24 protein-coding genes and 1 riboswitch are annotated in these 24,834 nt (G+C 74.1%); of the genes, 14 read left to right on the forward strand and 10 right to left on the reverse strand.

All coding sequences use genetic code 11. The features are described 5' to 3' along the window. Positions 1 to 35 precede the first annotated feature (35 nt). Both purL and Q6349_RS02520 read right to left on the reverse strand, forming a co-directional pair. Positions 36 to 2,369, reverse strand: a complete 2,334-nt coding sequence (gene purL, locus Q6349_RS02515; RefSeq protein WP_304602710.1) for a phosphoribosylformylglycinamidine synthase subunit PurL — start codon at positions 2,367 to 2,369, stop codon at positions 36 to 38. A 48-nt stretch (positions 2,370 to 2,417) separates the two neighbouring features. Beyond that, a complete protein-coding gene (locus Q6349_RS02520; protein ID WP_304602711.1) occupies positions 2,418 to 2,978 on the reverse strand; it encodes a MarR family winged helix-turn-helix transcriptional regulator in 561 nt (186 codons plus the stop codon). A gap of 51 nt (positions 2,979 to 3,029) precedes the next feature. Between Q6349_RS02520 and Q6349_RS02525 the strand changes: the two genes are divergently transcribed. The 4 genes from Q6349_RS02525 (at position 3,030) to Q6349_RS02540 (ending at position 6,615) form a co-directional block, all read left to right on the forward strand. Next, a complete protein-coding gene (locus Q6349_RS02525) occupies positions 3,030 to 3,929 on the forward strand; it encodes a squalene/phytoene synthase family protein (RefSeq protein ID WP_171246876.1) in 900 nt (299 codons plus the stop codon). Beyond that, the gene (crtI, locus tag Q6349_RS02530; RefSeq protein ID WP_304602712.1) at positions 3,926 to 5,539 is read left to right on the forward strand and encodes a phytoene desaturase family protein; all 1,614 of its coding nucleotides are present in this window, start codon (positions 3,926 to 3,928) and stop codon (positions 5,537 to 5,539) included. Before Q6349_RS02525 ends, crtI begins: the two co-directional genes overlap by 4 nt. A 120-nt stretch (positions 5,540 to 5,659) precedes the next feature. Then, on the forward strand, positions 5,660 to 6,169 hold the full coding sequence (locus Q6349_RS02535) for a hypothetical protein (protein ID WP_304602713.1): 510 nt from the start codon (positions 5,660 to 5,662) through the stop codon (positions 6,167 to 6,169). Positions 6,170 to 6,309: 140 nt separating this feature from the next. Next, positions 6,310 to 6,615 (forward strand): hypothetical protein, encoded by a 306-nt coding sequence (locus Q6349_RS02540; protein WP_304602714.1) that lies wholly within the window; start codon positions 6,310 to 6,312, stop codon positions 6,613 to 6,615. A gap of 60 nt (positions 6,616 to 6,675) precedes the next feature. Here Q6349_RS02540 and Q6349_RS02545 read toward each other — a convergent pair whose 3' ends face one another. Beyond that, the gene (locus tag Q6349_RS02545) at positions 6,676 to 8,772 is read right to left on the reverse strand and encodes an acyl-CoA dehydrogenase (protein WP_171246880.1); all 2,097 of its coding nucleotides are present in this window, start codon (positions 8,770 to 8,772) and stop codon (positions 6,676 to 6,678) included. Further along, positions 8,772 to 9,479 (reverse strand): TetR/AcrR family transcriptional regulator, encoded by a 708-nt coding sequence (locus tag Q6349_RS02550; protein WP_304602715.1) that lies wholly within the window; start codon positions 9,477 to 9,479, stop codon positions 8,772 to 8,774. The genes Q6349_RS02545 and Q6349_RS02550 overlap by 1 nt, the downstream gene beginning before the upstream one ends. 89 nt (positions 9,480 to 9,568) lie before the next feature. Between Q6349_RS02550 and Q6349_RS02555 the strand changes: the two genes are divergently transcribed. The 3 genes from Q6349_RS02555 to Q6349_RS02565 are packed head-to-tail and all read left to right on the forward strand — an operon-like array spanning position 9,569 to position 13,289. Continuing rightward, entirely contained in the window at positions 9,569 to 10,912 is a 1,344-nt protein-coding gene (locus Q6349_RS02555; RefSeq protein WP_304602716.1) for an acetyl-CoA C-acetyltransferase, read from the forward strand. Between the two features lie 17 nt (positions 10,913 to 10,929). After that, the gene (locus tag Q6349_RS02560) at positions 10,930 to 12,282 is read left to right on the forward strand and encodes a 3-oxoacyl-ACP reductase (protein ID WP_304602717.1); all 1,353 of its coding nucleotides are present in this window, start codon (positions 10,930 to 10,932) and stop codon (positions 12,280 to 12,282) included. Beyond that, positions 12,279 to 13,289 (forward strand): MaoC/PaaZ C-terminal domain-containing protein, encoded by a 1,011-nt coding sequence (locus tag Q6349_RS02565; RefSeq protein WP_304602718.1) that lies wholly within the window; start codon positions 12,279 to 12,281, stop codon positions 13,287 to 13,289. Before Q6349_RS02560 ends, Q6349_RS02565 begins: the two co-directional genes overlap by 4 nt. A 103-nt stretch (positions 13,290 to 13,392) precedes the next feature. On the opposite strand, the gene Q6349_RS02570 is transcribed toward Q6349_RS02565, so the two are convergent. From Q6349_RS02570 to Q6349_RS02580, 3 genes are all read right to left on the reverse strand, one after another. After that, complete coding sequence (locus Q6349_RS02570; protein ID WP_304602719.1) at positions 13,393 to 13,770, reverse strand: type II toxin-antitoxin system death-on-curing family toxin; 378 nt, start codon at positions 13,768 to 13,770, stop codon at positions 13,393 to 13,395. Positions 13,771 to 13,791: 21 nt separating this feature from the next. Then, on the reverse strand, positions 13,792 to 13,989 hold the full coding sequence (locus Q6349_RS02575) for a hypothetical protein (protein ID WP_304602720.1): 198 nt from the start codon (positions 13,987 to 13,989) through the stop codon (positions 13,792 to 13,794). A 226-nt stretch (positions 13,990 to 14,215) separates the two neighbouring features. Next, entirely contained in the window at positions 14,216 to 14,791 is a 576-nt protein-coding gene (locus Q6349_RS02580; protein WP_304602721.1) for a hypothetical protein, read from the reverse strand. A gap of 43 nt (positions 14,792 to 14,834) precedes the next feature. Between Q6349_RS02580 and Q6349_RS02585 the strand changes: the two genes are divergently transcribed. Next, positions 14,835 to 16,283: an amidase gene (locus tag Q6349_RS02585; protein WP_304602722.1), complete on the forward strand. Its 1,449-nt coding sequence runs from the start codon at positions 14,835 to 14,837 to the stop codon at positions 16,281 to 16,283. Between the two features lie 6 nt (positions 16,284 to 16,289). Here Q6349_RS02585 and Q6349_RS02590 read toward each other — a convergent pair whose 3' ends face one another. Next, on the reverse strand, positions 16,290 to 17,714 hold the full coding sequence (locus tag Q6349_RS02590; RefSeq protein WP_304602723.1) for an aminotransferase class V-fold PLP-dependent enzyme: 1,425 nt from the start codon (positions 17,712 to 17,714) through the stop codon (positions 16,290 to 16,292). Positions 17,715 to 17,745: 31 nt separating this feature from the next. Continuing rightward, a riboswitch (SAM riboswitch) is annotated at positions 17,746 to 17,861 on the reverse strand. Between the two features lie 297 nt (positions 17,862 to 18,158). On the opposite strand from Q6349_RS02590, the gene Q6349_RS02595 reads away from it, so the two are divergent. Genes Q6349_RS02595 through Q6349_RS02605 form a run of 3 tightly spaced genes read left to right on the forward strand, consistent with a single transcriptional unit; the run spans position 18,159 to position 20,140 of the window. After that, positions 18,159 to 18,614 carry a rhodanese-like domain-containing protein gene (locus Q6349_RS02595; protein ID WP_304602724.1) on the forward strand — a complete coding sequence of 152 codons (456 nt, stop codon included), beginning with the start codon at positions 18,159 to 18,161 and terminating at the stop codon, positions 18,612 to 18,614. Further along, positions 18,611 to 19,882: an O-succinylhomoserine sulfhydrylase gene (locus Q6349_RS02600; RefSeq protein WP_370375594.1), complete on the forward strand. Its 1,272-nt coding sequence runs from the start codon at positions 18,611 to 18,613 to the stop codon at positions 19,880 to 19,882. Before Q6349_RS02595 ends, Q6349_RS02600 begins: the two co-directional genes overlap by 4 nt. Before the next feature lie 18 nt (positions 19,883 to 19,900). Further along, complete coding sequence (locus Q6349_RS02605) at positions 19,901 to 20,140, forward strand: DUF6226 family protein (RefSeq protein ID WP_304602725.1); 240 nt, start codon at positions 19,901 to 19,903, stop codon at positions 20,138 to 20,140. 121 nt (positions 20,141 to 20,261) lie between these two features. On the opposite strand, the gene Q6349_RS02610 is transcribed toward Q6349_RS02605, so the two are convergent. Beyond that, the gene (locus Q6349_RS02610; protein WP_304602726.1) at positions 20,262 to 21,368 is read right to left on the reverse strand and encodes an aromatic acid exporter family protein; all 1,107 of its coding nucleotides are present in this window, start codon (positions 21,366 to 21,368) and stop codon (positions 20,262 to 20,264) included. Between the two features lie 97 nt (positions 21,369 to 21,465). On the opposite strand from Q6349_RS02610, the gene Q6349_RS02615 reads away from it, so the two are divergent. Genes Q6349_RS02615 through Q6349_RS02625 form a run of 3 tightly spaced genes read left to right on the forward strand, consistent with a single transcriptional unit; the run spans position 21,466 to position 24,246 of the window. Beyond that, the gene (locus Q6349_RS02615; protein WP_304602727.1) at positions 21,466 to 22,509 is read left to right on the forward strand and encodes an LLM class flavin-dependent oxidoreductase; all 1,044 of its coding nucleotides are present in this window, start codon (positions 21,466 to 21,468) and stop codon (positions 22,507 to 22,509) included. A 39-nt stretch (positions 22,510 to 22,548) separates the two neighbouring features. Next, the gene (locus tag Q6349_RS02620) at positions 22,549 to 23,325 is read left to right on the forward strand and encodes an MBL fold metallo-hydrolase (protein ID WP_304602728.1); all 777 of its coding nucleotides are present in this window, start codon (positions 22,549 to 22,551) and stop codon (positions 23,323 to 23,325) included. A gap of 45 nt (positions 23,326 to 23,370) precedes the next feature. Then, on the forward strand, positions 23,371 to 24,246 hold the full coding sequence (locus Q6349_RS02625) for an LLM class flavin-dependent oxidoreductase (protein WP_304602729.1): 876 nt from the start codon (positions 23,371 to 23,373) through the stop codon (positions 24,244 to 24,246). 39 nt (positions 24,247 to 24,285) lie between these two features. Here Q6349_RS02625 and Q6349_RS02630 read toward each other — a convergent pair whose 3' ends face one another. After that, a complete protein-coding gene (locus Q6349_RS02630; protein WP_304602730.1) occupies positions 24,286 to 24,819 on the reverse strand; it encodes a GNAT family N-acetyltransferase in 534 nt (177 codons plus the stop codon). Positions 24,820 to 24,834 lie beyond the last annotated feature (15 nt).

Genomic DNA, 24,834 nt, shown 5'->3' on the forward strand with positions numbered 1-24,834 from the left:
TTTTCATGCCCACAACCAAGGGGCGACGGGAGGGGTCAGCCGAAGAGCCGCGGCAGCGTGCCCTCGTGGGCCTCGCGGGCCTCGTCGAGCGCGATCTCGAAGGAGTCCTCGCCGAAGGTCACGGACACGGTGTCGCCACCGGTCCGGCCCAGACGCACGACCGGCACCCCGGCACCCTCGGCGAGCGCCACGACCTCGGCCTCGCGCTCCGGCGTCACGGCCACGAGCGCCCGGGCGGTCGACTCGCTGAACAGCGTCGCGAACGGCGTCACCGCGTCCCGCGCAGCGACCTCGTCGAGGGAGACCGCGACGCCCACGCCGTAACGCAGGGACGCCTCGAGCAGGGACTGCGCGAGACCGCCCTCGGACAGGTCGTGCGCCGCCGTCGCGGCACCGGCGCGGCGCGCGGCCACCAGGACCTCGGCGAGCGAACGCTCGGCCGCCAGGTCGACCCGCGGCGGCAGCCCGCCGAGGTGCTGGTGCTCGACGTCGGCCCAGGCGGAGCCGTCGAGCTCGTCGGCGGTCGTGCCGAGCAGCAGCACGGACTGGTCCGCGGCACGCCACCCGGACGGCAGCGCCGTGCGGACGTCCTCCAGCACGCCGAGCACGCCGACGACGGGCGTGGGGTGGATGGCCGAGTCGATCTGCCCGGCCTCCCCGGTGCCGTTGTACAGGGACACGTTGCCGCCGGTGACGGGCACGGCGAGCTCCTGGCAGGCGTCGGCCAGCCCCTCGATGGCCTCGACGAGCTGCCACATCGAGTCCGGGTGCTCGGGGGACCCGAAGTTGAGGCAGTCGGTCACCGCCAGCGGGGTCGCCCCGGTCGTGGCGACGTTGCGGTACGCCTCGGCCAGGGCGAGCTGCGCACCCGCCCGCGGGTCGAGCTTGCCGTACCGCCCGTTGGCGTCGGTGGCCAGGGCGACGCCCAGACCGGTGCTCTCGTCGACACGCACGACACCGCCGTCGTCGGGCTGGGCGAGCGCGGTGTTGCCCTGCACGAAACGGTCGTACTGGTCGGTGACCCAGGCCGGGGAGGCCAGGTTCGGGGAAGCCAGCAGCCGCAGCGCGGTCGCGCGCAGCTCGGCACCCGTGACCGGTCGCTCGAGGCCCAGCCCGACGACGGAGGCCGCCTGCAGCTCGTCCTGCCAGGCCGGCCGCGCGTAGGGACGCTCGTAGACCGGACCCTCGTGGGCCACGGTCTTCGGGTCGACGTCGACGATCCGCTGCCCGTGGTGGTCGATGGTCAGGCGGCCGGAGCCGTTGACCTCGCCGATGACGGAGGTCTCGACGTCCCAGCGGCCCGTGATCGCGAGGAACTCCTCGAGCTTGTCCGGCCGCACGACGGCCATCATCCGCTCCTGCGACTCCGACATGAGGATCTCGCCGGCGTTGAGAGTGGGGTCGCGCAGCAGGACGTCGTCGAGGTCGACGTGCATGCCGCCGTCACCGTTGGACGCGAGCTCGGAGGTCGCGCAGGAGATGCCGGCCGCGCCGAGGTCCTGGATGCCCTCGACGACGTGCGCGGCGTACAGGTCCAGGCAGCACTCGATGAGCACCTTCTCCATGAACGGGTCGCCGACCTGGACGCTGGGCCGCTTGGCCGGCACCCCGTCCTCGAAGGTCTCCGAGGCGAGGATGGACGCGCCGCCGATGCCGTCGCCGCCCGTGCGCGCGCCGAAGAGGATCACCTTGTTCCCGGCACCCGAGGCGTTGGCCAGGTGGATGTCCTCGTGGCGCAGCACGCCCAGGCACAGGGCGTTGACCAGCGGGTTGCCCTGGTAGGAGGGGTCGAAGACCAGCTCACCGCCGATGTTCGGCAGCCCGAGGGAGTTGCCGTACCCGCCGACGCCGGAGACCACGCCGTGCACGACGCGTGCGGTGTCGGGGTGGTCGACCGCGCCGAAGCGGAGCTGGTCCATCACGGCGACCGGGCGTGCGCCCATGGAGATGATGTCGCGCACGATGCCGCCGACACCCGTGGCCGCGCCCTGGTAGGGCTCGACGAAGGAGGGGTGGTTGTGCGACTCGACCTTGAAGGTCACGGCCCAGCCGTCGCCGATGTCGACGACGCCGGCGTTCTCCCCGATGCCGACGAGCAGATGGCGCTTCATCTCCTCGGTGACACGGTCGCCGAACTTGCGCAGGTGGACCTTGGAGGACTTGTACGAGCAGTGCTCGGACCACATCACCGAGTACATCGCCAGCTCCGCCGCCGTCGGGCGACGCCCGAGGATGTCGCGGATGCGTTGGTACTCGTCGGGCTTCAGGCCGAGCTCGCCGAACGGCAGGGCCTCGTCAGGGGTGGCGGCGGCGTTGTCGACGGTGTCGAGCGTCGGACGGGGGGTGGCAGCCTGGGCAGCGGCGGTCATCAACTTCCCTCGGGTCGCACGGGATGCTCGGGCCGAGCGTCCGCCAGTCTACCGGCGCGCCGCGAGGCCTCCCGGGGTCGCCCCCTCGTCGCCCCCGGCCGCTGCGGCGGCCGCCGCGTCCTCCGGCTCGTCCACCTGGGCGGCCAGCCCCAGCAGGAAGTCGCGCACGGCCCCGCGGCAGTGCTCCGGCACCTGCCGGGCGACCTCGAACATCTCGCGGTGCACCCGGGTCAGCCGCTCGCGGACCTCCTCCTGCGCACCCTCCGTGGCCAGGACGACGAACGAGCGGCGGTCGTGCGGGTGCGGCTGCCGCTGCAGGCGCCCCGTCCGGCTGAGCCGGTCGAGCAGCTTGGTGGTCGAGGCGGTGGAGATCTCGAGGTACTCGGCCAGGCCGCGCGGGGTCACGGGTTCGCCCCGCCGCTGGGCGGCGATGACGAACCGCAGCGCCCGCAGGTCGGTGACGTTCATGTCCATCTCGCGGCTCGCCCGCTGCCGCATCACCTCGTCGGAGCGGCGGAAGACCCGGACGGCCTCGAGCAGCTCGCGGGCCGCCGCGTCCTCGTCGCCGTACCAGTACGGCGACGAGGTGGAGAGGGAGGAGGTGCTCACGACACCCACTGTACCTAGTTCGGCTAGCAAGAATCTTGCTAGGCTAGCCACATGCCAGGCCACGGACTGACCGAACCCACGTCGGACGCCGCCGAGGATGCCGACTCCGCCTACGACGACGTCGCGTACCGCAGCGCCGCGGTGGTGATCGATCGGTACTCCACGTCCTTCGGGTGGGCGTGCCGGCTGCTGGGCCCCGAGGTGCGCGACCACGTGCGTGCCGTCTACGCCCTGGTCCGGGTCGCCGACGAGATCGTCGACGACATGGCAGCACCCCTGAGCCTGGACGAGCGCGCGGCGCTGCTCGACGAGCTCGAGCGCGAGGTCGACGCCGCCGTGCGCCGCGGCCGCAGCACCAACCTGGTGGTGCACGCCTTCGCCGTCACGGCACGGAGGTTCGGCATCGGCGCCGACCTCACGGCGCCGTTCTTCGCCTCGATGCGCACGGACCTGACGGTGAGGGAGCACGACGCCGACAGCTTCGCGCGCTACGTCTACGGGTCGGCCGAGGTGGTCGGGCTGATGTGCCTGCGCGTCTTCACCGGCGGCGACGAGGCCGCGTACGGCCGGCTCGCACCCGGTGCCGCCCGCCTCGGGGCGGCGTTCCAGAAGGTCAACTTCCTGCGCGACCTCGCCGACGACCTCGACGACCGGGGCCGCGCGTACTTCCCCGACTACGACGTCGACTTCGACGACTCGGTCCGCGACCGCCTCCTCGACGACATCGACGCCGACCTCGCCACGGCCTCGGCGACGATCGTCGAGCTGCCCCGGTCGAGCCGCGTCGCCGTGCGCGCCGCCCACGACCTGTTCGCCGAGCTCTCCCGCCGGCTGCGCGCCACGTCCGCGGACGAGCTGCGCACGCGCCGGGTCCGGGTGCCCGACGCCGTCAAGGGCCGGCTCGTGCTCTCCGCCATGGTCCGTGAACGCCGGAAGGTGGCTGTCGCGTGAGGGTCGTCGTCGTCGGGGGCGGCATCGCCGGGCTCGCCACCGCCGGGCTCCTCGCCCGGGACGGGCACGAGGTCGAGCTGCTCGAGCGGCACGAGACGCTCGGCGGCCGCGCCGGGTCGTGGGAGCGCGACGGCTTCCGGTTCGACACGGGTCCCTCGTGGTACCTCATGCCCGAGGTCTTCGACCACTGGTTCGACCTCATGGGCAGCTCGACGGAGGCCGAGCTGGACCTGCGCGCCCTGGACCCGGCGTACCGGGTCTTCCACGAGGGGCACCGGGACCCGCTCGACGTGCGGCGTGACCGCGCCGCCAACCTGGCTGCCTTCGAGACCGTCGAACCCGGCGCCGGGGCGCGCCTGGATCGGTACCTGGACGAGGCCCACGAGGCCTACGACATGGCGCTGGACCACTTCCTGTACACGACCTTCGCCTCCTGGCTGCCCCTGGCCGACCGTCGGGTCATCACCCGCGCCCACCGCCTCCTGCCCCTGCTGACCCGCTCGCTCGAGTCGCACGTGGGCCGGCGGTTCGAGGACGTCCGCCTGCAGCAGGTCCTCGGCTACCCGGCGGTGTTCCTCGGATCCTCCCCGGACCGCACCCCCGCGCTGTACCACCTGATGAGCGCCCTGGACCTGGACGGCGGCGTCCGCTACCCGGCCGGCGGGTTCGCCCGCCTGATCGACGCGGTCGCCGGGCTGTCCGAGCGCGCCGGCGCACGGATCCGGACCGGCGCGCACGTGACGGCGGTCACCACGGCCGCCGGCGAACGGCCCGGCGGGCGCGGCGGCGTCCCCGGTCCCCGCCGACCCCGCGCGCACACGACGGGCGTGCGCTGGCGCGACGCCTCCGGCCTGGAGCACCACTCCGCCGCGGACGTCGTGGTCACCGCCGCTGACCTGCACCACGTCGAGCAGGACCTGCTGCCCGCACGGCTGCGCAGCCAGCCCGAGCGCCGGTGGCGACGCGGTGACCCCGGGCCCGGCGGCGTGCTGGTCATGCTCGGTGTCCGTGGCCGGATCCCCGAGCTCGCGCACCACTCCCTGTTCTTCACCGCCGACTGGCACGAGAACTTCGGGGCCATCGCGGACGGCCGGGTCCCGGACCCGGCGTCGCTGTACGTGTGCGCCCCCTCGCGCACGGACGACACGGTCGCCCCCGCCGGCGACGAGAACCTGTTCCTCCTCGTCCCGGTGCCGGCCGACCCAGGGCTGGGGCGCGGCGGCGAGGACGGCACCGGGGACCCGCAGGTGGAGGCGATCGCCGACGACGCGATCGACCGCGTGGCCGCCTGGGCGGGCGTCCCGGACCTGCGGGACCGGATCGCCGTGCGCCGCACCGTCGGCCCCGGGGACTTCGCGGCGGACCTCGCCTCCTGGTCGGGCGGGATGCTCGGCCCGGCGCACACGCTGTCGCAGAGCGCGATGCTGCGGCCCGGGAACCAGTCGCGGCACGTGACCGGGCTGCTGCACGCCGGCGGCACGACGATCCCCGGCATCGGGCTGCCGATGTGCCTGATCAGCGCCGAGCTCGTGGTCAAGCGGCTCCGGGGGGACACGTCGGCGCGCCCGCTGGACCCCTCCCCGGGGGACGTCGCACGATCGCTTCCCTGACCCATCTGCCGGGCCATGAACAACTCATGGCACGAGTGACGCACCGGCGTGAACCGGGTCACATCTTGTTCACTCGTTGACACGCTTTCTCCGGAGTAGAGACCGTGTTTTGATGCGCGCGTGGAACACCTTCGACCCTTTGCCCCCGAAGCCTTCGAGTACGGGCTGGCGGCGTGGTCGTGGCTCGGCCTCCGGGGCAAGAACCCACGCTTCGCCACCGTCTTCGGCGACGTCCTGCTGGAGTCGTTGGAGGGGTGGTGGTTCCTCGACACCGTCGAAGGGACCCTCGAGCTGCGGTGGCACACGGCCGTCGAGCTCTCCGCCGAGCTGGACTCCCCCGAGGGACGTCAGGAGCTCCTGCTCGAGGACCTCGTGCTGGAGGCCGCCGAGCACGGTGTCGTGCCCGCTGCGGACGAGGTGCTGACCTTCATGCCGCACCCTGCGCTCGGCGGGCGGCTCCGCGGTGACTGTGCCGTGCCGGTCCGCCTCGAGCTGGCGCTGCGGATGTGCGGCGAGGTCCACCAGCAGGCACGGCGCGCCGCGGCGCCGGAACCCTCACCGCTGCTGCTCGGTCACAGCCTCTCGGTCTCCGCCCGGTCCGGCCTCGGGGACGCCCTGCCCCGGCTCTGACCCCTTGTCCCGGTCGGCGTCACGCAGTCGGTATCGACTTGTGACCCGATCGGCCCCTCCAGCGGATGCGTCCTCGCCGTGGATGACGTGTGCTGGTGGAGACGCGGTTGAGGCGGACCGCGGAGAAGGGTCGGAAACTGATGAAGAAGGTGCTCCTCGCGGGCGGAGCCGTCGCACTGGGCGACGGTGTCCTGCTCGGTACGACGATCGCGCTCGGCTGGACCGTGGTCGCGATCCTCCTGGTGGGGGCCGGCATCGCCGGTGCCACCCTGGTCGCGGCGGCGACACCGGCGCCACGGGCGCCGGTCCGTCCGTCGACCGTCACCCTGGGCCTCCCGTTGCGCGACCCGGTCGCCACGGAGAGCGCCGACGAAGCTGACGCCGTGGCGACGACGGGCATCGTGCCCGAGCCGCAGGTCGCGGAACCCGCAGCGGTCGCCGCCTGACCCCAGCGGACGACGCCCCCGGTCACCTGGTGACCGGGGGCGTCGCGTCGTCGGGTCGGCTCAGCGCGAGGACTTGCGCAGCGCCTTCTCGCTGACCGGGGCGGCACCGCTCGCCCGCTGCGCGGCGTAGTACGCGCGGGCCTCGGACTGCCGCTCGGCCTCGGCACCGGACGAGATCTTCGCCCGCAGGTGCTCCTGGCCGTAGCCGAAACCGTCCACCAGGTCGACCGCGTGCGGGCGCAGCCGACGCAGCAGCCGGTCGACGTAGGCGGTGACGGTGCGGGCGCGCTGGTCCGACAGACGTCCGTTGAGCAGGTACCACGCCATGTTCCGCTCGATGACCGTCAGGCCGAAGACGTCGCGCACCCAGGTCATGATCCGGCGGGTGCCCGGGTCCTTGATCTCCGTCAGGGCCGTGGTGAAGGCCTCCCAGCGCAGCAGGTCGGCGTGCGCCTTGGCCGCCTCGACCAGCGCCACCTGGTTCTCGTCGACGATGCGCGCCGCCTTGGCCGGCTCCGCCTTCTGGGCGGGCCGCAGCGCCATCGCGACGTCCTCGACCATGGTGGCCACGCGGTCGGCGAGCAGCTCGCGCTGGGTCTCCGGGTCCCGCAGGTGACCGGCGGCCCGGCGGGGGTCGCCCACGTCGGCGATCGCCTGGGAGACGCGGCGCAGCCCCGTCCGGTCCAGCGCCGCGCCGGTGGCCCGCTCCACCACGAACCGTGCCATGCCGGCCGGCGTCTTGGTGGCGCCCTTGACCTCGCGGCCGTAGTCGGCGACGAGTCGACGGGCCACGAGCTGCTGCAGGACGGTGTTGTCCCCCTCGAACGTCGCGTACACGTCGAGGTCGGCGTGCAGGGAGGTGATCCGGTTCTCCGTGAGGAACCCGGCGCCGCCGCAGGCCTCGCGGCACTCCTGCAGGGTGTCGAGCGCGAACCGGGTGGAGGTCGACTTCAGGGCGGCCGCCGTCGTCTCGAGGTCCTCGCGCCGCTCGGGGGTGTCGTGCTCGCCCGAGAAGACGTCGTCGAACAGGTCGAGCAGCCGCTCGTTGGCGAAGTGGCCCGCGTACGCCTCCGCGATGGCGGGGAACAGCCGGCGACGGTGCGTGGCGTAGTCGAGCAGCACGGTCTCCTCGGCGCCGGCACCCGCGAACTGACGCCGCTCGGCCGCGTACTTCACCGCGATGGCGAGACCGATCTTGGCCGCGTTGACCGCGGAGCCGTCCAGCGAGACACGGCCCTGGACGAGGGACCCGAGCATCGTGAAGAAGCGGCGGCCCGGGCTCTCGATCGGCGAGCTGTAGGTGCCGTCGGGCGCCACCGAGCCGTAGCGGGCGAGCAGGTCCTCGCGCGGCACGCGCACGCCCGAGAAGTGCAGCCGGCCGTTGTCGATACCGCGCAGACCGCCCTTGAGGCCGTCGTCCTCCCCGCCGACCCCGGGCAGGAACTCCTGGGTCTTCGGGTCACGGATCGGCACGTAGAAGCAGTGCACGCCGTGGTTCACACCGTTCGTGATCAGCTGGGCGAACACCGTCGCGGCCGTGGCGTGCAGGGCCGCGTTGCCGAGGTAGTCCTTCCACGCCCCGCGGAACGGGGTGTCGATGACGAACTCCTGGGTCTCCGGGTCGTAAGTGGCCGTCGTGCCGATGGCCGCCACGTCGGAGCCGTGACCGGTCTCGGTCATCGCGAAGGCCCCGGGCACCGTGAGGTCCATGGCGTCCGGCAGCAGCCGGTCCTGCTGCTCCGGGGTGCCCAGGTGCAGGATCGCCGCGGAGAACAGACCCCACTGGACACCGGACTTGATCTGCAGCGACGGGTCGGCCGCGACCAGCTCGGAGAAGCAGGCGAGGTTGGCGCCGGGCTGGTCCAGGCCGCCCATCCGCTCCGGGAAGGCGAGCCACGACAGCTTGTTGCCGCCCTCGACCATGACGCGCATCTGCGCGAGCACGCGCTCGCGGTGCTCGGCCGGGGTCAGGGACTCGTCCTTGTGGAACTGGGGGTCGCCGGCGCGCTCGCGCGCCTGCCGGCGCCACTCGGGCCACCGGCCCAGCAGCAGCTCGGAGACCGCCTCGACGTCGAGGCGCACGTCCTCGTCACGAGGCGCGGAGGTGCGGTCGCGGTCGGGGAGGGTGGCCGGGGACTGGTCGGACGTCGTCGTCATCAGGACTCCTGCTTCTCGAGGTGGCGGGACGGCTCGGCGCCGCCGGTGTCGTCGTGGTGAAGCACGCCGACGGGCCCGTTCCAGAGCCAGGTGGTGACCTGGTCGGTCAGGTCGTCGCGGGTCTGACCGTCGGCGCGGGTGTGTCCGAGCCACCACTCCCCCGCACCGCGGACGAAGCCGACGGCACCGGCGGCCCAGGCGGCCGCCGTGGTCGGGGGGACGTGGACGGCCCGGGCGAAGGGCTCGGCGACCAGGGTGATGACCGAGTCGAGGTAGGCACCCAGCGCCTCGGGGCGGGCGGTGCCGTCGTCGGGCTCGTTGCCCCCGAGCGCGGTCCGGGTGACGAACCAGTAGACCTGGGGCGAGCTCTCGATGGTCTGCAGGTAGGTGCGCACCATGGCACGCAGGGCGGCGTGCGGCGTCGGCGCCTCCGCGGCGGCCTCCGCGAGCAGGCGGTGCATCCCCTTGACCACGGACTCGGCCACGGCGAGGCGCAGGCCGGCCTTGTCGTCGAAGTAGCGGTAGTAGATCGACTTCGACGTGCCGGCCATCGCGGCGATCTCGTCCATCGACGCGCCGGGGCCGATCTCGTGGATCGCCCGGCGGGCCTCACGCACGAGCGAGGTCCGCCGCTGGGCACGATGATCGTCCCATCGGGTGGACCGTCCGTCCGGCCGGGTGGCACGTCCGTTCGTCGCGACCGTCATCGGTCACCCCCTGTGACTCGTCTCACGGGACTGAGAGTATCAGGTACTGTGAGTACTACTTGAAACCGTCGAGTGTAAGGAAGCACACAGTGGCCACTCGCCAGACCGCCCGAGCCCAGTCCGCCGGTTCGGCACAGGCCCCGCGCGACGCCGTCGTCGTCGGCGCCAACCGCATCCCCTTCGCCCGTGCCGGGAAGAAGTACGCCGACGCCTCCAACCAGGAGATGTTCACCGCCGCCCTCGAGGGCCTCGTCGCCCGCTACGGGCTGCAGGGCGAACGCCTCGGCGAGGTCGTCGGCGGAGCCGTGCTGAAGCACTCCCGCGACTTCAACCTCATCCGCGAGTCGGTGCTGGGCTCGTCGCTCTCGCCGAACACGCCCGCGTACGACCTGCAGCAGGCCTGCGCCACCGGGCTCGAGGCGACGATCACCATCGCCAACAAGATCCGCCTGGGTCAGGTCGACTCCGGGATCGCCGGCGGTGCCGACACGATCTCCGACGCACCGGTCGCCGTCAGCGAGGGGCTGCGCCGCGCCCTGCTGGAGGCCGGGCACGCCAAGACCTGGCAGGCGCGCGCCAAGGCGCTCGCCCGGATCCGCCCCGCCGACCTCAAGCCGCTCACCCCCGCCACCGACGAGCCGCGCACCGGCCTGTCCATGGGTGAGCACCAGGCGATCACGACCGCCCGCTGGGGCATCAGCCGCGAGGCCCAGGACGAGATCGCCCTGGCCAGCCACCACCACCTCGCCGAGGCCTGGGACTCCGGGTTCTTCGACGACCTGGTCACCCCGTTCCGAGGCCTGTCCCGGGACGACAACATGCGCCCCGACAGCTCGGCGGAGAAGCTCGCCGGTCTCAAGCCCGTCTTCGGCCGCTCGCTGGAGACCCCGGCCACGATGACCGCCGGCAACTCCACCCCGCTGACCGACGGCGCCTCGACCGTGCTGCTCGGCTCGCGGGAGTGGGCCGAGTCCCACGACCTGCCGGTGCTCGCGCGGTTCGTCGACGCCGAGACCGCGGCCGTCGACTTCGTGCACGGCCGCGAGGGTCTGCTGATGGCCCCGGTGCACGCGGTGCCGCGTCTGCTGGCCCGCAACGGCCTGACCCTCGAGGACTTCGACTTCTTCGAGATCCACGAGGCCTTCGCGTCCACGGTGCTCACCACCCTGGCCGCCTGGGAGGACGCCGACTACGGCAAGAACGAGCTCGGCCTGTCCGGCGCGCTCGGCACCGTGGACCGCAGCAAGCTCAACGTGCGCGGCTCCTCGCTCGCCGCCGGCCACCCCTTCGCCGCGACCGGCGGGCGGATCGTCGCCACCGCCGCCAAGCTCGTGGCCGAGAAGGCCGCCGAGACCGGCAAGCCAGCACGAGCCCTCGTGTCCGTGTGCGCCGCCGGCGGCCTCGGTGCCACCGCCGTCCTCGAGTCCGCCTGAACCCGGAAGGAGACCCCGTGACCGACCGCTACACCCAGGCCGTGAACTCCGGGTTCACGAAGACCCTCGCCACGAAGCTGGGGCTGCCGCGTCCCGCGCTCCTGCGCCGCTACCGTGCCGGTGAGCCGCTCACCGTGGGCCCCGTCCTCGTCGTGTCCGACGGCGCGTCGAAGGCCGACGCGGACGCCCTGGCCCAGACGCTGCTCGGCTGGGACCTCGACGTGCGGCGCGACCCCGGCGACGACGTCCGGTTCGGCGCCGTCGTCCTCGTCCTGACCGAGACGGCCCGCCCCGGCGACGCCTCCGAGGCCGTGCTGGCCACCGGGTCCGTGCTGCGACGGCTGGCCGGCAACGGCCGGGTCGTCACCGTCTCGCGGGCTGCCGCCGAGGGCGACGCCCCGGCGCTGTCGGCGGCCCGGAACGCCGTCGACGGGTTCCTGCGCTCGCTCGCCAAGGAGCTGCGCGGCGGCGCCACCGGCAACGGGATCGTGCTCACCGACGACGCCGCGGTCGACCAGACGTCCGTGCTGGCCACGCTGCGGTTCTTCCTCTCCGCGAAGAGCGCCTACGTCGACGGCCAGCTCCTGCGGGTCGGCCCGGCGAAGGCCGGAGCACCCGCCGCGGACCTGACCACGGACCGTCCGCTGGCCGGGAAGGTCGCCGTCGTCACCGGCGCCGCCCGTGGCATCGGCGCAGCGATCGCCCGCACGCTCGCCCGTGACGGCGCGACCGTCGTGTGCGTCGACGTCCCGGCCGCCGGCGAGGGGCTGGCCCGTACCGCGAACGCGGTCGGCGGCACCGCCCTGCAGCTCGACGTCACGGCGCCCGACGCCGGCCAGCGGATCCTGCTGCACGCCCGCGAGCGCCACGGCGGGCTCGACATCGTCGTCCACAACGCCGGCATCCTGCGCGACAAGCTGCTCGCCAACATGAAGCCGGCGCAGTGGGACGCGGTGATCGCGGTCAACCTCGAGGCCCAGCTGCAGATCAACGAGACGCTGGTCCAGGCCGGCCTGGAGAACCTGCACGTCGTGTCCCTGGCCTCCACCTCGGGCATCGCCGGGAACAAGGGCCAGACGAACTACGCCTTCTCCAAGGCCGGCGTCATCGGGCACACCCGGGCCACGGCACCGCTGCTCGCCGAGCACGGCGGCACCGCGAACGCGGTCGCCCCCGGGTTCATCGAGACCGACATGACGGCGTCGATCCCGATCGCCACGCGGTCCGTGGCACGGCTGCTGCCGACGCTCTCCCAGGGCGGCGAGCCGGTGGACGTCGCCGAGGCCGTCGCCTTCCTGGCCTGGCCCGCGACGGCCGGCGTCAACGGTCAGGTCCTGCGGGTGTGCGGACAGCACATGGTGGGCCAGTGACGGCGGCGCCCCCGCGCACGGCCGACGGCCGCGAGCTGCGCGTCGAGACCCAGCCGAGCCTCCCCGGGCTCGGCGGGCTCTACGCGCGGGGCGCGGCCGCCTCGGGCCTGATCGCGGCCGGCCGCGCGCTGCCGTCGATCCCGGGCATCGGGGAGGCCCGCGGATCGGAGACCCGGGCGGACGCCTCGGACGGGGACCTCACCCTGCCCGACGTGGCCTACCGCGTCGGTGGGGTGCGCACCGACGACCTCGAGCGCCACCTGCACGACTACCAGCGGCTGGTGCACGAGCCGGTGGGCAACACGATGCCGGCCGGCTACCTGCACGTGCTCACCTTCCCGCTGACGACCGGGATCATGGTGCGCAACGACTTCCCGCTGCCCCTGCTCGGCATGGTGCACCTGGCGAACCGGGTCGAGCTGCGCGGGCCGGTCACGGTCGGCGACGTCCTCGAGGTGCGGGCGTGGGCGGAGAACCTGCGTCCGCACCGGCGCGGGGTGCAGGTGGACCTCGTCGCCGAGGTCCGCCGCGACGCCGGCGACGAGACGGAGCCGCCCGTGTGGCGCGGTGTCTCGACGCACCTGGCCAAGGGGTACTTCCTCGAGGACGGCGACGGCGCGTCGGAGGCCGACCGGCCGCGCGGGGAGTGGACACCGCCCCTGCCCACCGGCCGGTGGGTGCTGGGGCCGGAGACCGGCCGTGCCTACGCGGCGGTGTCCGGGGACCGCAACCCCATCCACATGTCGGCGCTGTCGGCCAAGGCGTTCGGCTTCCCGCGGGCGATCGCGCACGGGATGTACTCCGCGGCGCGGGCGCTGGCCGACGTCGGCCCCGGGCGCGGGGACGCGTACCGGTGGACCGTGGAGTTCGCCAAGCCCGTGCTGCTGCCCGCCACCGTGGACGTGGCGATCACGCCCGAGGACGGCGACGGGGGCGGATTCGCCTACGTGGGCTGGAACGCCCGGAAGGGCCTGCGGCACTTCTCCGGCGAGATCGTCCCGCTCTGAACCCCCGGGGCGTCCGCCGCGTCGGTAGGGCTACGCCGGACGCTGGTGCCGGGGGCGTGGCGCTGCTCGGCGGGCGCCCGTTGGCGGGCGCCCGCCGGCCGGCCTAGTTCGTGTGGTCGGACAGGATGCGTGCGACCTTGGGCAGATCGGCCTGCGTGCCGTCCGCGATCGACATGACGAGGTCGTAGGCGTCGTCCTCGCGCATGCGGAGGTCGTGCCCGTTGTAGAGGTAGAACAGCCTCACGCCTACCCACCCGAGCCGCTTGTTGCCGTCGATGAGGCTGTGGTTCTTCACCAGGCTCATCAGGAGGGCAGCGGCCTTCTGGTGGATGCCGGGGTACGCCTCCGTGCCGTACATGCCCGCTCGAGGGCGGGCGCACGCCGAGGACAGTAGGCCCATGTCGCGGACCTCGGGCGGGTGCCCGAGGAACGCGGTGGCGGCGGCGAGCAGGTCTGTCTCGTCGACGTAGATCGCGTTCACGGTCTGTCCGTTCTCCTGGCGCTACTTCGCCAGGCGGTCGAGAAGCCCGCTGTCCTCCTTGACGATCTTCGCGATGAGCTGGTCGCGGAGGGTCGCGCGCTTCGTGTCGTACTCAATGAGTGCCCGGTCGATCGCGGCGTTCTCCGAGATTCCCTCGGAGGTCGCGATGCGCTTGACCGCCTGCTCCCCCTCGGGGCTGAGCCGGGTCGTGCGAGCCATGGGGTTCCTCCTTGCCAGGGTGCTCCGGGTGTTTGCGCCCCCGGTGGCGTCCGCGTTGGGTGATGCGGTACCACGACGGTACCACACGAGTGGTACCACAGTGATACCACCGCAGGGGATGGCTCGCCCCCCTACGTAGTGGGATGCTCATCGGCCAGCGCGTCGAAGGCGTCGAGCAGGCAGTCGCGGGTGACGGACAGGCCGGTCGGGTTCCACGACGTCGGGGTCACGCGAGGACCAGCTCCTGCTCCCGCAGCTCGAGACGGTCCCGGAGCCGCCACAGGAAGACCAGGAACCAGATCAGGACGGCGAACCCCAGCGCGGCGAGGAGCAGCACCACACCCGCGCCGACGGGCCCGACGGCGGCCCCCGGCACCGAGCCGGCCGAGAACAGCAGGGGGCTCGATCCGAGGCCCAGAGCGATCACCGTGAACGCCACGTCGAGCGCCCGCAGGATCCGGGCGTGCCGGACCACCCGCGGTTCAGCAGCCAGCACGTGGATGATCCCCGTGCAGGTGGCCACGACCACCACCGTGAGCGCGAGCGTCTCGACCGCCCCGAGCACGGAGAGGACGCCGTCCCCGACCGTCAGGCCGGGGACGAGCTGGACGATCGACCCGAGGCCGCCGAGCACCGCACCGACGGCGGCGACCGCAAAGGCCCGGTCGCGGACCGCGAGGAGCCGCAAGGCCTTCACCACCAGGATCCAGCCGATCAGGTCGACGACGACGTCGAACCCGTCGAACCGCAGGTCGAGAACGACGATGACCAGGCCCCCGACGACGATCTGCAGCGGTCTCATGCGGCGGAGAGTAGCGCAGGGCGTCCCGGCGTAGGGTCGGGCCATGGACGCCCTGCACGAGCAGACCGCCCTGGAGCTGCGCGACCGGCTGCGGGCCGGTGAGCTGACCCCGGGCGAGGTGACCGACCACTTCCTGGCCCGGATCGCGGCACGCAACGACGAGCTGGGCGCGTTCGCCCGCGTCACCCCCGAGAGGGCTCGGGAGCGCGCGACGCAGCTGGGTCCGCCGTCGGGGCCCCTGTGGGGGATGCCGACCGCCGACAAGGACCTGTGGAACCGCGCGGGAGTGCCGACCGGCTTCGGCACGCGCGCCATGGAGGGCTTCGTGCCCGAGGAGTCCGACGACGTGGTCCTGGACCTCGACGCCGCCGGGATCGTCAGCCTGGGCAAGACCGCGACGCCCGAGCTGGGGTTCCCCGCCTACACCGAGCCGCTGGCGGGGCCCGTGGCACGCAACCCGTGGGACCTCGCGCGCGGCGCCGGCGGCTCCAGCGGCGGGGCGGCGGTCGCGGTGGCCGCGGGCCTGCTGCCCTTCGCCCCTGGGTCCGACGGCGGGGGGTCCGTCCGGATCCCGGCCGCCGCCTGCGGCGTCGTCGGTCTCAAACCCTCGCGCGGCCTGCTGCCCGCGGGGTCCGGGATCGAGGCCCTCGGCGGCCTCGTGGTCAACGGACCGATCGCCCGGACGACGGCGGACACGGCGCTGCTGCTCGAGGGGATGCTGCGCCGCACCCCGGACGGCCACGTCGACCACCGGTTCACGCTGCGCACCCCCGCCGCGCACGCGGGGTCATACCTCGCGGCCGCGCTGCGCGGCGAGGTCCCCGGGCGGGACGACGACGGCGACCGGTTCCGGGTGGGGGTCACCACCTGGAACGCCTGGGACGACTACTACGACGTCACCGTGGCGCCGGAGGCACGGGCGGCCCTCGACGCGGGCGTCCGGGCGCTGGCGGGTCTCGGGCACGGCGTCGAGGAGCACACCTGGGACCCGGTCCCGGAGTACGGCGACGCCTTCCGCAGCCTGTGGATGGGCGGCGCGTCGGCGGTACCGATCGACGACGACGCGGTGCTGGACCAGCTCGAGCCGCTGACGGCATGGCTGATCCGCCGCGGCCGGCAGGTGCCGGCCCGCGAGCTCGCCGAGGCCCTGGCGACGCTGACCCGGTTCGAGCGGACCCTCATCGCCGGGATGGGCGACCTGGACGCCGTCGTCACTCCCGCACTGGCGATGACGCCGCGGCCGATCGGCTGGTTCGACGCCGCCGACCCGGACCACAACTTCGCCCAGCAGTGCCAGTACACGCCGTTCACGTCGTGGCTCAACGTGGCCGGGCTGCCCGCGATCACCGTGCCGACGCACTGGACGGCGGACGGGCTGCCCATGGGGGTGCAGATCATCGGCCGTCCCGGCGGCGAGGTCACGCTGCTGGCGCTCGCCGCCCAGCTCGAGGACGTGCTGCGCTGGCCGGAGAGGCATCCGCCCGTCTGGTGAGGCCGGTCAGTCGGGGACGCAGGCGAACGCCTCGTCACCGCCGGGGCCGGCCGTGGCCAGCAGGCCGTCCAGCCCGGACCCCTCGGGCACCGGACGCGGGTCGTCCACGACGACCCACAACCCGTCGACGACGGCGTAGTCGGCCCGCGGCCCGTCGGCGACGAGCGCGGCCACGGCGGCCACGAGCCGCTCGACCTCCTCGCCCGCCGTGCCGGCGCCGACGGACGCGCGGACGGCCCCGGCGCGGTACCCGAGCCGGGTGAGCAACGGGTGCGCGCAGAAGCGTCCGTCGCGCACGCCGATGCCGTGCTCCGCGGACAGGTAGGCGGCGACCTGGCCGGGCTCGTAGCCGGACACCGTGAACGTGACGACGCCGACCGCGTCGGGGGCGTCGGGCCACAGACGGACGACCTCGACGCCGTCGATCGCCTTCAGCCCGTCGACCAGCCGGGCCCGCAGCGCGTCCTCGTGCTCGCGCAGGGCCACGGTGTCGACGGCGGCGAGCGTCTCGCAGGCGGCGGCGAGCGCCACCGCGCCGAGCACGTTGGGCGAGCCGGCCTCGTGGCGGGCCGGGCCGTCGTGCCAGTCGGTCCCGTCCACGCGCACGCTGCGCACCGCGCCGCCGCCGGCGAGGTAGGGCGTGCCGGCGTCCAGCCAGTCGCGGCGGCCGACCAGGGCGCCGGCACCGAACGGCGCGTAGGCCTTGTGGCCGGAGAAGGCGAGGTAGTCGACGCCGGTCGCGGCCAGGGAGAACCGCCGGTGCGGCACGAGCTGGGCGCCGTCCAGCACCACCCGGGCGCCGGCGCCGTGCGCGGCGGCGACGACGTCGGCGACCGGCAGCGTCTCGCCGGTGACGTTGGAGGCCCCGGTGACGGCCAGCAGGGCGTAACCGCGCCCCGCGGCCGCCCCGGCGGCGAGCTCGGCACGGACCGCCTCGAGCGTGGCGGCGACCGTGCCGCGACCGGTGAGGACCGTGGCGTCGGTCGTGCGCTGCCACGGCAGGAGGTTCGCGTGGTGCTCGACGTCGAGGACGAGCACGCGGCCCGGCGTGCCGTCCGCGGCGGGGACGCATCCGGCGAGCAGGTTGAGCGCGTCGGTGGTGTTGCGCACCAGCAGGGTGAGGTCGTCCGGGCGGGCACCGACGAACTCGCCGATGGTGGCGCGGGCGGACTCGTACAGCGTGGTGGAGACCTGCGAGAGGTAGCCGGCGCCCCGGTGCACCGAGGCGTACAGCGGCAGGGCCGCTGTGACGCGGTCGCCGACGGCCTGCAGCGCGGGCGCCGAGGCGGCGACGTCGAGGTTGGCGTACGGCACGCGCCGTCCGTCGACCAGCGGGGCGGGGGTGTCGTGCCCGAGGACGGGCAGCACCGGCGTCAGCGCGTCGACCCGGTCGGCCTGCGGACAGGCGGGGCTCTCGGCGATCGTGGTCATGGCGTCCTCCTCGGTGTCCCGGGGAGCCGTCTCCCCGCGCTTGCCCGACGCCGGTCGGCGCCGTGCCTGGTCGTCACCCGGGGCACCCCGCCGCGAGGGGAGGGTTGCCGGCCAGCGAGCCGGGGCTTGGCGCTGGCGCTCTTGACCTGGTGCCAGGTTCACGGATCCGCGCCGGGGTGTCAACAGATGGTCAGATGGTCTCGCGATGTGGTCGTCTCGCGGTCGAGCAAGCCCGGGGCGCGGCACGGCGTCCACCAAGCGAGACCGACGTCCCGCTTCATGGACGCCGTCGCGTACGATCGTGGAGACCATCCCGAGCGGCCGAGTGACGTGGCACGTCGACGCCGCAGCAACCCCGCGGGACCGTGCCGTCGTCGTCGACCGCGACGAGCGAGCACGGGACCGGGCGCGGGTGCTACCGCCACGACCGATGGGAGGAGTGCCGTGACCGCACCGATCGAACCCCGACCCGCGCAGGGCTACGCCGGCGACCTGACCCCGCAGCAGGCATGGGACCTGCTCGCCGCCGAACCCGGTGCCGTCCTGGTCGACGTCCGCACCGAGGGCGAGTGGCGCACGGTCGGGGTGCCCGACGTCGCCTCGCTGGACAAGGCCACCGTCTTCACGCAGTGGGTCACCGGCGACGGCCGACCCAACCCGGGATTCCTCGCCGAGCTCGAGGCCGCCGGCGTGCCCACCGACCAGCCCGTGGTGTTCCTGTGCCGCTCCGGGCAGCGCTCCATCGGCGCCGCTCGCCTGGCGACGTCGGCGGGCTACGGCCCCGCCTACAACGTGCTCGAGGGTTTCGAGGGGCCGGTGGGCCCGTTCGGCGCCCGCGACCAGGCCGGGTGGAAGGTCCGCGAGCTGCCGCACACCGCCTACGCCGAGCCGACCCGGTGACCCGCACCGAGATCCCCACCGGTCCCGGCCCGAACCCCGAGCCGTACGGCGGCGCCGGCCACGCGCCCCTGCCCCCGACCGCACGTCCCGCCACCCTCGCGGTGCGCGGCGGCCACCGCCGCTCGGACTTCTCCGAGACGTCCGAGGCCCTGTTCCTCACCCAGGGCTACACCTACGACTCCGCCGCCGACGCCGAGGCAGCGTTCGCCGGCGACCACTCCCGGTTCGTGTACTCCCGGTACGGCAACCCGACGGTGCGCACCTTCGAGGAACGCCTGCGCCTCATCGAGGGGGCCGAGGCCTGCTACGCCACCGCCACCGGGATGTCCGCGGTGTTCACCACGCTGGCCGCGCTGGTGCGCAGCGGGTCGCGGATCGTCTCGGCCCGGGCCCTGTTCGGCTCCACGAACGTCATCTACGACGAGATCCTCGCCAAGTGGGACGTGCGGGTCGACCTCGTCGACGGGCACGTGACGTCTCAGTGGGAGGAGGCCCTGGCGACCCCCGCCGACGTCGTCTTCTTCGAGACACCGTCGAACCCCATGCAGGAGCTCGTCGACGTGCGGCGCGTGTGCGAGCTGGCCCACGCCGCGGGTGCCGTCGTCGTGGTCGACAACGTGTTCGCCACCCCGGTCCTGCAGCGGCCGCTCGAGCTGGGCGCCGACATCGTCGTGTACTCGGCGACCAAGCACGTCGACGGCCAGGGCCGGGTGCTCGGCGGGGCGATCCTCGGCCCCCGGGAGTTCCTGTCCGGACCGGTCGAGACGTTCCTGCGGCACACGGGGCCGTCGCTCAGCCCGTTCAACGCCTGGGTGCTGCTCAAGGGGCTGGAGACCCTCGACGTGCGGGTGCGCGCGCAGAACGCGAGCGCGCTGCAGCTCGCCGAGTACCTCGAGTCCGCCGACGGCGTCACCGGCGTGCGCTACCCGTTCCTGGCCTCCCACCCGCAGCACGAGCTGGCGAAGGCCCAGCAGACCGGGGGCGGCACCGTGGTCACGTTCGACCTCGCGGTGCCCGACGACGCCACCCCGGAGCAGGCGAAGCAGCGGACGTTCCGTTTCCTGGACGCGCTGCAGATCGTCGACATCTCGAACAACCTCGGGGACGCCAAGTCCTTGGTCACGCACCCCGCCACGACGACGCACCGGCGGCTCGGCGCCGAGGGACGCGCGGCCGTCGGCATCCACGAGAGCACGGTGCGGCTGTCCGTCGGGCTCGAGGACCCGCTGGACATCGTCGAGGACGTCGCCCAGGCGCTGCGGGCCTGACCCCCCGTTCCGCCGAGCATGCCGTCGCGGCCCGTCCCGGCACCGGGACGGGCCGCGAAGACCTGTTCGCCGTCGCGAGAGCATGGTCGCGGCGGAAGCAGGGCCGGATATGCCAGCTGCGACGCCTGCGACGAGGCCGTGGAGGCCAGCGCCGAGGACCTCGAACGGCTGGTGCTCGGCGTCGCCGCCGGGACTCTGCGCGAGTGGGTGCGCCGGAGCCGGCCGGGCGCCCGCACCGGCGGCCGCCGGCAGCCCTAGCCCCGTCGGGACGGCGACGGCGCGCCATAGGCACCGCGGGACGTCATCCCGGTCGCCCGGATCCTGACGTCTCCACCGGGTGGTCGAGGCGGTGGCCGCCGGACGCGGACGGCGGCCGACGTCACTCCGTCTCGCCCCGGACCATCTCCTCCTCGGCGTCCGGGCGGGTGCTCGCGAACGCGTCGGCCGCACGGCGCAGGGCGACCGCGACCGAGCCCACCACGAGCCCCTCGCCGGGGTCGCTGGAGCGCTCGACCACACCCCGGCGGAAGTCGCGGACCTGCTCGCGCAGCGCGTCGACGAGCTCGTCGCGGTCCTCTCCCCAGGCGTCGGCGCGGAGCACCCCGGCGAGTGAGCGCAGCACTCCGACGAGCGGTTCGCACAGGTCCTCGGGCAGGCGCACCGGTTCGGCGGTGTCCACCAGCAGCGTCACGACGACGTCGACGGACGCCGCGACCGTCTCCAGCTCCTGGGCCCGGGCGTCCTGCCCCTCGGTCCACCGCCGATACCGGCGGACCCGAGGGTGGCGCCCGGCCTTCGCGGCATCACGGCTCTCCCGCACCGACACCCGGGTCTCCTCGAGCACCGGCTGGATCGCGACGCGCCGGCGTTCCCAGTCCTCGGCGTCCACGTCGCTGGACTCCTCCAGCGACTCCGCCAGGTCCTCGACCTGCCCGGCGAGCAGCGCGCTCAACCCGTCCAGCGCGTTCTCCGTGGGGGTCAGCGGCAAGGGCGGCAGCAGCAGGTTCAGCCCGATCCCCACCAGGGCGCCGAGAGCCACCAGTCCCGCGAACGAGCCCACGAACGACAGCGCGTCGGCGTTGCCGAGGATGAGCACGAACAGGGCGGAGTTCGCCACCCAGCTCCCCTGGTCGCCGAAGAACTTCCACCCGGCGCACAGCAGCGCGACGCCGATGACCAGCGCGATCGAGAACGGGCCGACCGGGAGGAACTCTTGGGCCAAGCGGGCGATCCCGGCACCGAGCAGGACGGCGACGGTGACGCGATAGGAGTCCTTGACGGACCGCACCAGCGTGCTCGTCGTCGCGATGATGGCACCGAGCGGCGCGTAGTAGGGGAAGTCCCCCAGCGGGTGCGGCACGTAGATCCCCACGACCCACGCCACCCCGGCCGCGAGCGCGCCGCGCGCCGCGATGGACCAGCGTGGATGGCGCAGCCATGCCCAGTACATCGCCTGGGCGACCCCGGCGACCCGCTTCTCGACCATCGGACCCCTCTCGTCCCGAGCGATCCTCGCCACAGAACGTCAGGAGCGCATCCGCTCGCCGGAATACGCAGGTCGGGGCGGTGGGTTGTCCCGGGCGATGAACGACGTCCCCGCCCCCTCCCTCTCGGTCCTCGACCTCGTCCCCGTGCGCACCGGGCAGTCGAGCGCGCAGGCGCTCGAGTCCTCGATGACGCTGGTCCGCCGGGCCGACGCACTGGGCCTGACCCGCTACTGGTTCGCCGAGCACCACAACATGCCCGCCGTCGCGGCCTCCACACCGCCGGTGATGATCGCTGCCGCGGCCGCACGCACCGAACGCATCCGCGTCGGGTCCGGCGGTGTGATGCTGCCGAACCACGCCCCGCTCGTCGTCGCCGAGCAGTTCGCCGCGCTCGAGGCGCTCGCCCCCGGCCGCATCGACCTCGGGATCGGGCGTGCCCCGGGCAGCGACCCCGTCGTGACCGCCCTGCTGCGATCCTCCGGGCCGACGTCGGACGTCGACCGGTTCCCGGAGCACCTGCGCAACATCCTGGCCCTCATGGAGCCCGACGGCGCCCGGTTGCGGCTCACGGACGGCCAGACCTACGACGTCAACGCCACGCCCGCCGCGACGACGACGCCCACGCTGTGGCTGCTCGGCTCCTCGGACTACTCGGCGCGTCTGGCCGCGGAGCTCGGGCTGCCGTACGTGTTCGCGAACCACTTCTCCGGTGCCGGGATCGACCAGGTGCTCGCGCTCTACCGCGACGGGTACCGCCCCAGCGAGACCCAGCAGCGGCCGCGGACCTTCCTCACCCTGAACGCCGTCGTCGCCCCGACGGCCGAGGAGGCCCGCGAGCGCGCGCTGCCGCAGCTCCGGGCGATGGCCCGGCTGCGCACCGGTCGGCCGATGGGCACCGCCGAGACGGTCGAGGAGGCGCTGACCGCCCCGCTGGACGGCCTCGGCGAGCAGATGGTCGAGGACATGCGGTCGCGCTGGCTCGTCGGCACGCCGGACGAGGCCCGGGCCGAGGTCGCCCGCCTGGCGGCGCGGCACGGGGTCGACGAGGTGATGATCGTCCCGGTGGCCGGCAGCTACGCCTCCGAACCGCTGGACGCGACCCCCGGCCGGGTGCAGACGCTGGAGCTGCTCGCCGGCTGACGTGCGAGGATCACCGCGACGACCGAAGGAGCAAGGACCGTGCCCGACCTGCGCCCCCTCACCCCGTCGGTCGGCGTGCTCCGCGCCGACAACCCCGGCCCGATGACGCTCGACGGGACCCGGTCGGTCGTGCTGCGCGCCCCCGGTGCGTCCTCGTGCGTCGTGGTGGACCCGGGGCCGGACGACGCCGCGCACCTCGACGCCCTCGCGGCCGCCGGACCCGTGGACCTCGTGCTGATCACGCACCGCCACGCCGACCACACGGCCGGCTCGGCCGGGCTGCGGACGCGGACGGGAGCCCCGGTGCGGGCCGCCGACCGGCGGCACTGCCACGGCGGCGAGCCGCTCGCCGACGGCGAGGTCGTCGAGGCCGCCGGGCTGCGCATCGACGTGCTCGCCACCCCGGGGCACACGGCGGACTCGGTGTCCTTCACGGTCACGGCACCGGGCGAGGACCCGGTGGTGCTCACCGGCGACACCGTCCTGGGGCGCGGCACGACCGTCATCGCCGAGCCCGACGGCTCGTTGCAGGACTACCTCTCCTCCCTCGACCTGCTGGAGCGGGTCGGGGAGGGCCGGCTCGGGGTCCCCGCGCACGGGCCGGAGATCGCCGACCTCGGTGACGCCGTCCGCGCCTACCGGGCGCACCGCCTCGAGCGCCTCGACCAGGTGCGCGCGGCCCTGGCCGCCCTGGGCCCCGACGCCGGGGTGGACGACGTCGGGGCCCACGTCTACGCCGACGTCGACCCGTCGGTGCTGCGGGCCGCCCGGCAGTCGGTGGCGGCCCAGCTCGCCTACCTGCGGCACGGGAGCTGACGGCTCGTCGGGGCGCGCGGGCCCCGACGACGGCATGATGGCGGCATGACCGTCCGTCTCGGCATCGCCCACGTCCCCACGCACGCCCCGGAGACGCTGCGCACCGTGGCCACCGCGGCCGAGGACGCGGGGCTGGACGACCTGTGGGTGTGGGAGGACTGCTTCAAGCAGAGCGGCCTGGCCTCGGCGTCCGCGGCCCTGGCGTGGACCGACCGGATCCGGGTCGGGATCGGCCTCCTGCCGGTCCCGCTGCGCAGCACCGCGATCACCGCGATGGAGATCGCCACGCTGGCACGGACGTTCCCGGGCCGGTTCGTCCCCGCCGTCGGGCACGGGGTGCAGTCCTGGATGGCGCAGTCCGGGGTGCGCGTCGACTCACCCCTGACGCTGCTGCGCGAGCACGTCACGACCCTGCGCGCGCTGCTGGACGGCGAGGAGGTCACGACGTCGGGCCGCTACGTGCACCTGGACGCCGTCCGCCTGGAGTGGCCGCCGACGACGCCGGTGCCCCTGTGGACGGGCGGGGTCGGCCCGCGCACGCTGGCGCTGACCGGCGAGCTGGCCGACGGCCTGACCCTGGCCAACGCGTTGACCCCGGACGACGTGCGCGACGCCGTCGCCACGGCGCGGGAGGGCGCGTCCGCCGTCGGGCGTGAGCTCCCGGACGTGCACGCGACCCTCGTCGTCGCGACCGGGGCGCGGGCTCGGGAACGACTGGCGGCGGAGCTGCCGAGGTGGGGAGCCGACCCGCAGCGCGGGATCGGGGCGGCCGGGGGCGCCGACGAGATCGCCGCGGGCGTCCGGGCGCTGGCCGACGCCGGTGCGACGGCTGTCGCGATCCAGCCGACCGCGGACGAGCCCGACCTCGCCGAGCTGGCGGCGTTCCTCGGGCGGGAGGTCAGGCCGCGGCTCGCCGACTGAGCGGGCCGTTCGGTGGGCGCGTGGCGACGCCGACCCCGGTCAGAGGTGCTTGCCGAAGCTGCGCTGGTCGTCGTAGCCGGCGTACTTGCCGTACGACTCGATCGGCTCGTACCCGAGCGCGGTGTACAGGCCGATGGCCTCCGGCTGCGCGGTGCCGGTCTCGAGCACGAACCGCCGGAACCCGGCCTGCCGGGCGACGCGCTCCAGCTCGGCCATCAGCAGGCGGGCCAGCCCGCGCCCCCGGTGCTCGGGCAGGACGAACACGCGCTTCAGCTCACCGGTCGCCGCGGGGTGCACGGTGCCCCGGCCCCGGCCGTCGTCGGTGGCGGACACGTCGCGCACGCTCCCGCACGCGGCCGGGACCCCGTCGACGCGGACGAGGAAGGTGGCGACGACCGTCCCCGGGTCGATGACCTCGTGGGCGTCGTCGTCCCCTCCGTAGCGGCGGCCGAGCTCGGCCACGGCCTCGGCGCGCAGCGCCACGGCGTCGGCGTCCTCCCACGGGACCCGGACGACCTCGACGGCGCCGCCACCCGGTCCGGTGCCTGCGGGCCGCTGCAGGTCGACACTCATGGCGCCACCCTTTCT

It is taken from the genome of Isoptericola sp. 178 (assembly GCF_030586525.1).
Classification (GTDB): Bacteria; Actinomycetota; Actinomycetes; order Actinomycetales; family Cellulomonadaceae; genus Isoptericola; species Isoptericola sediminis.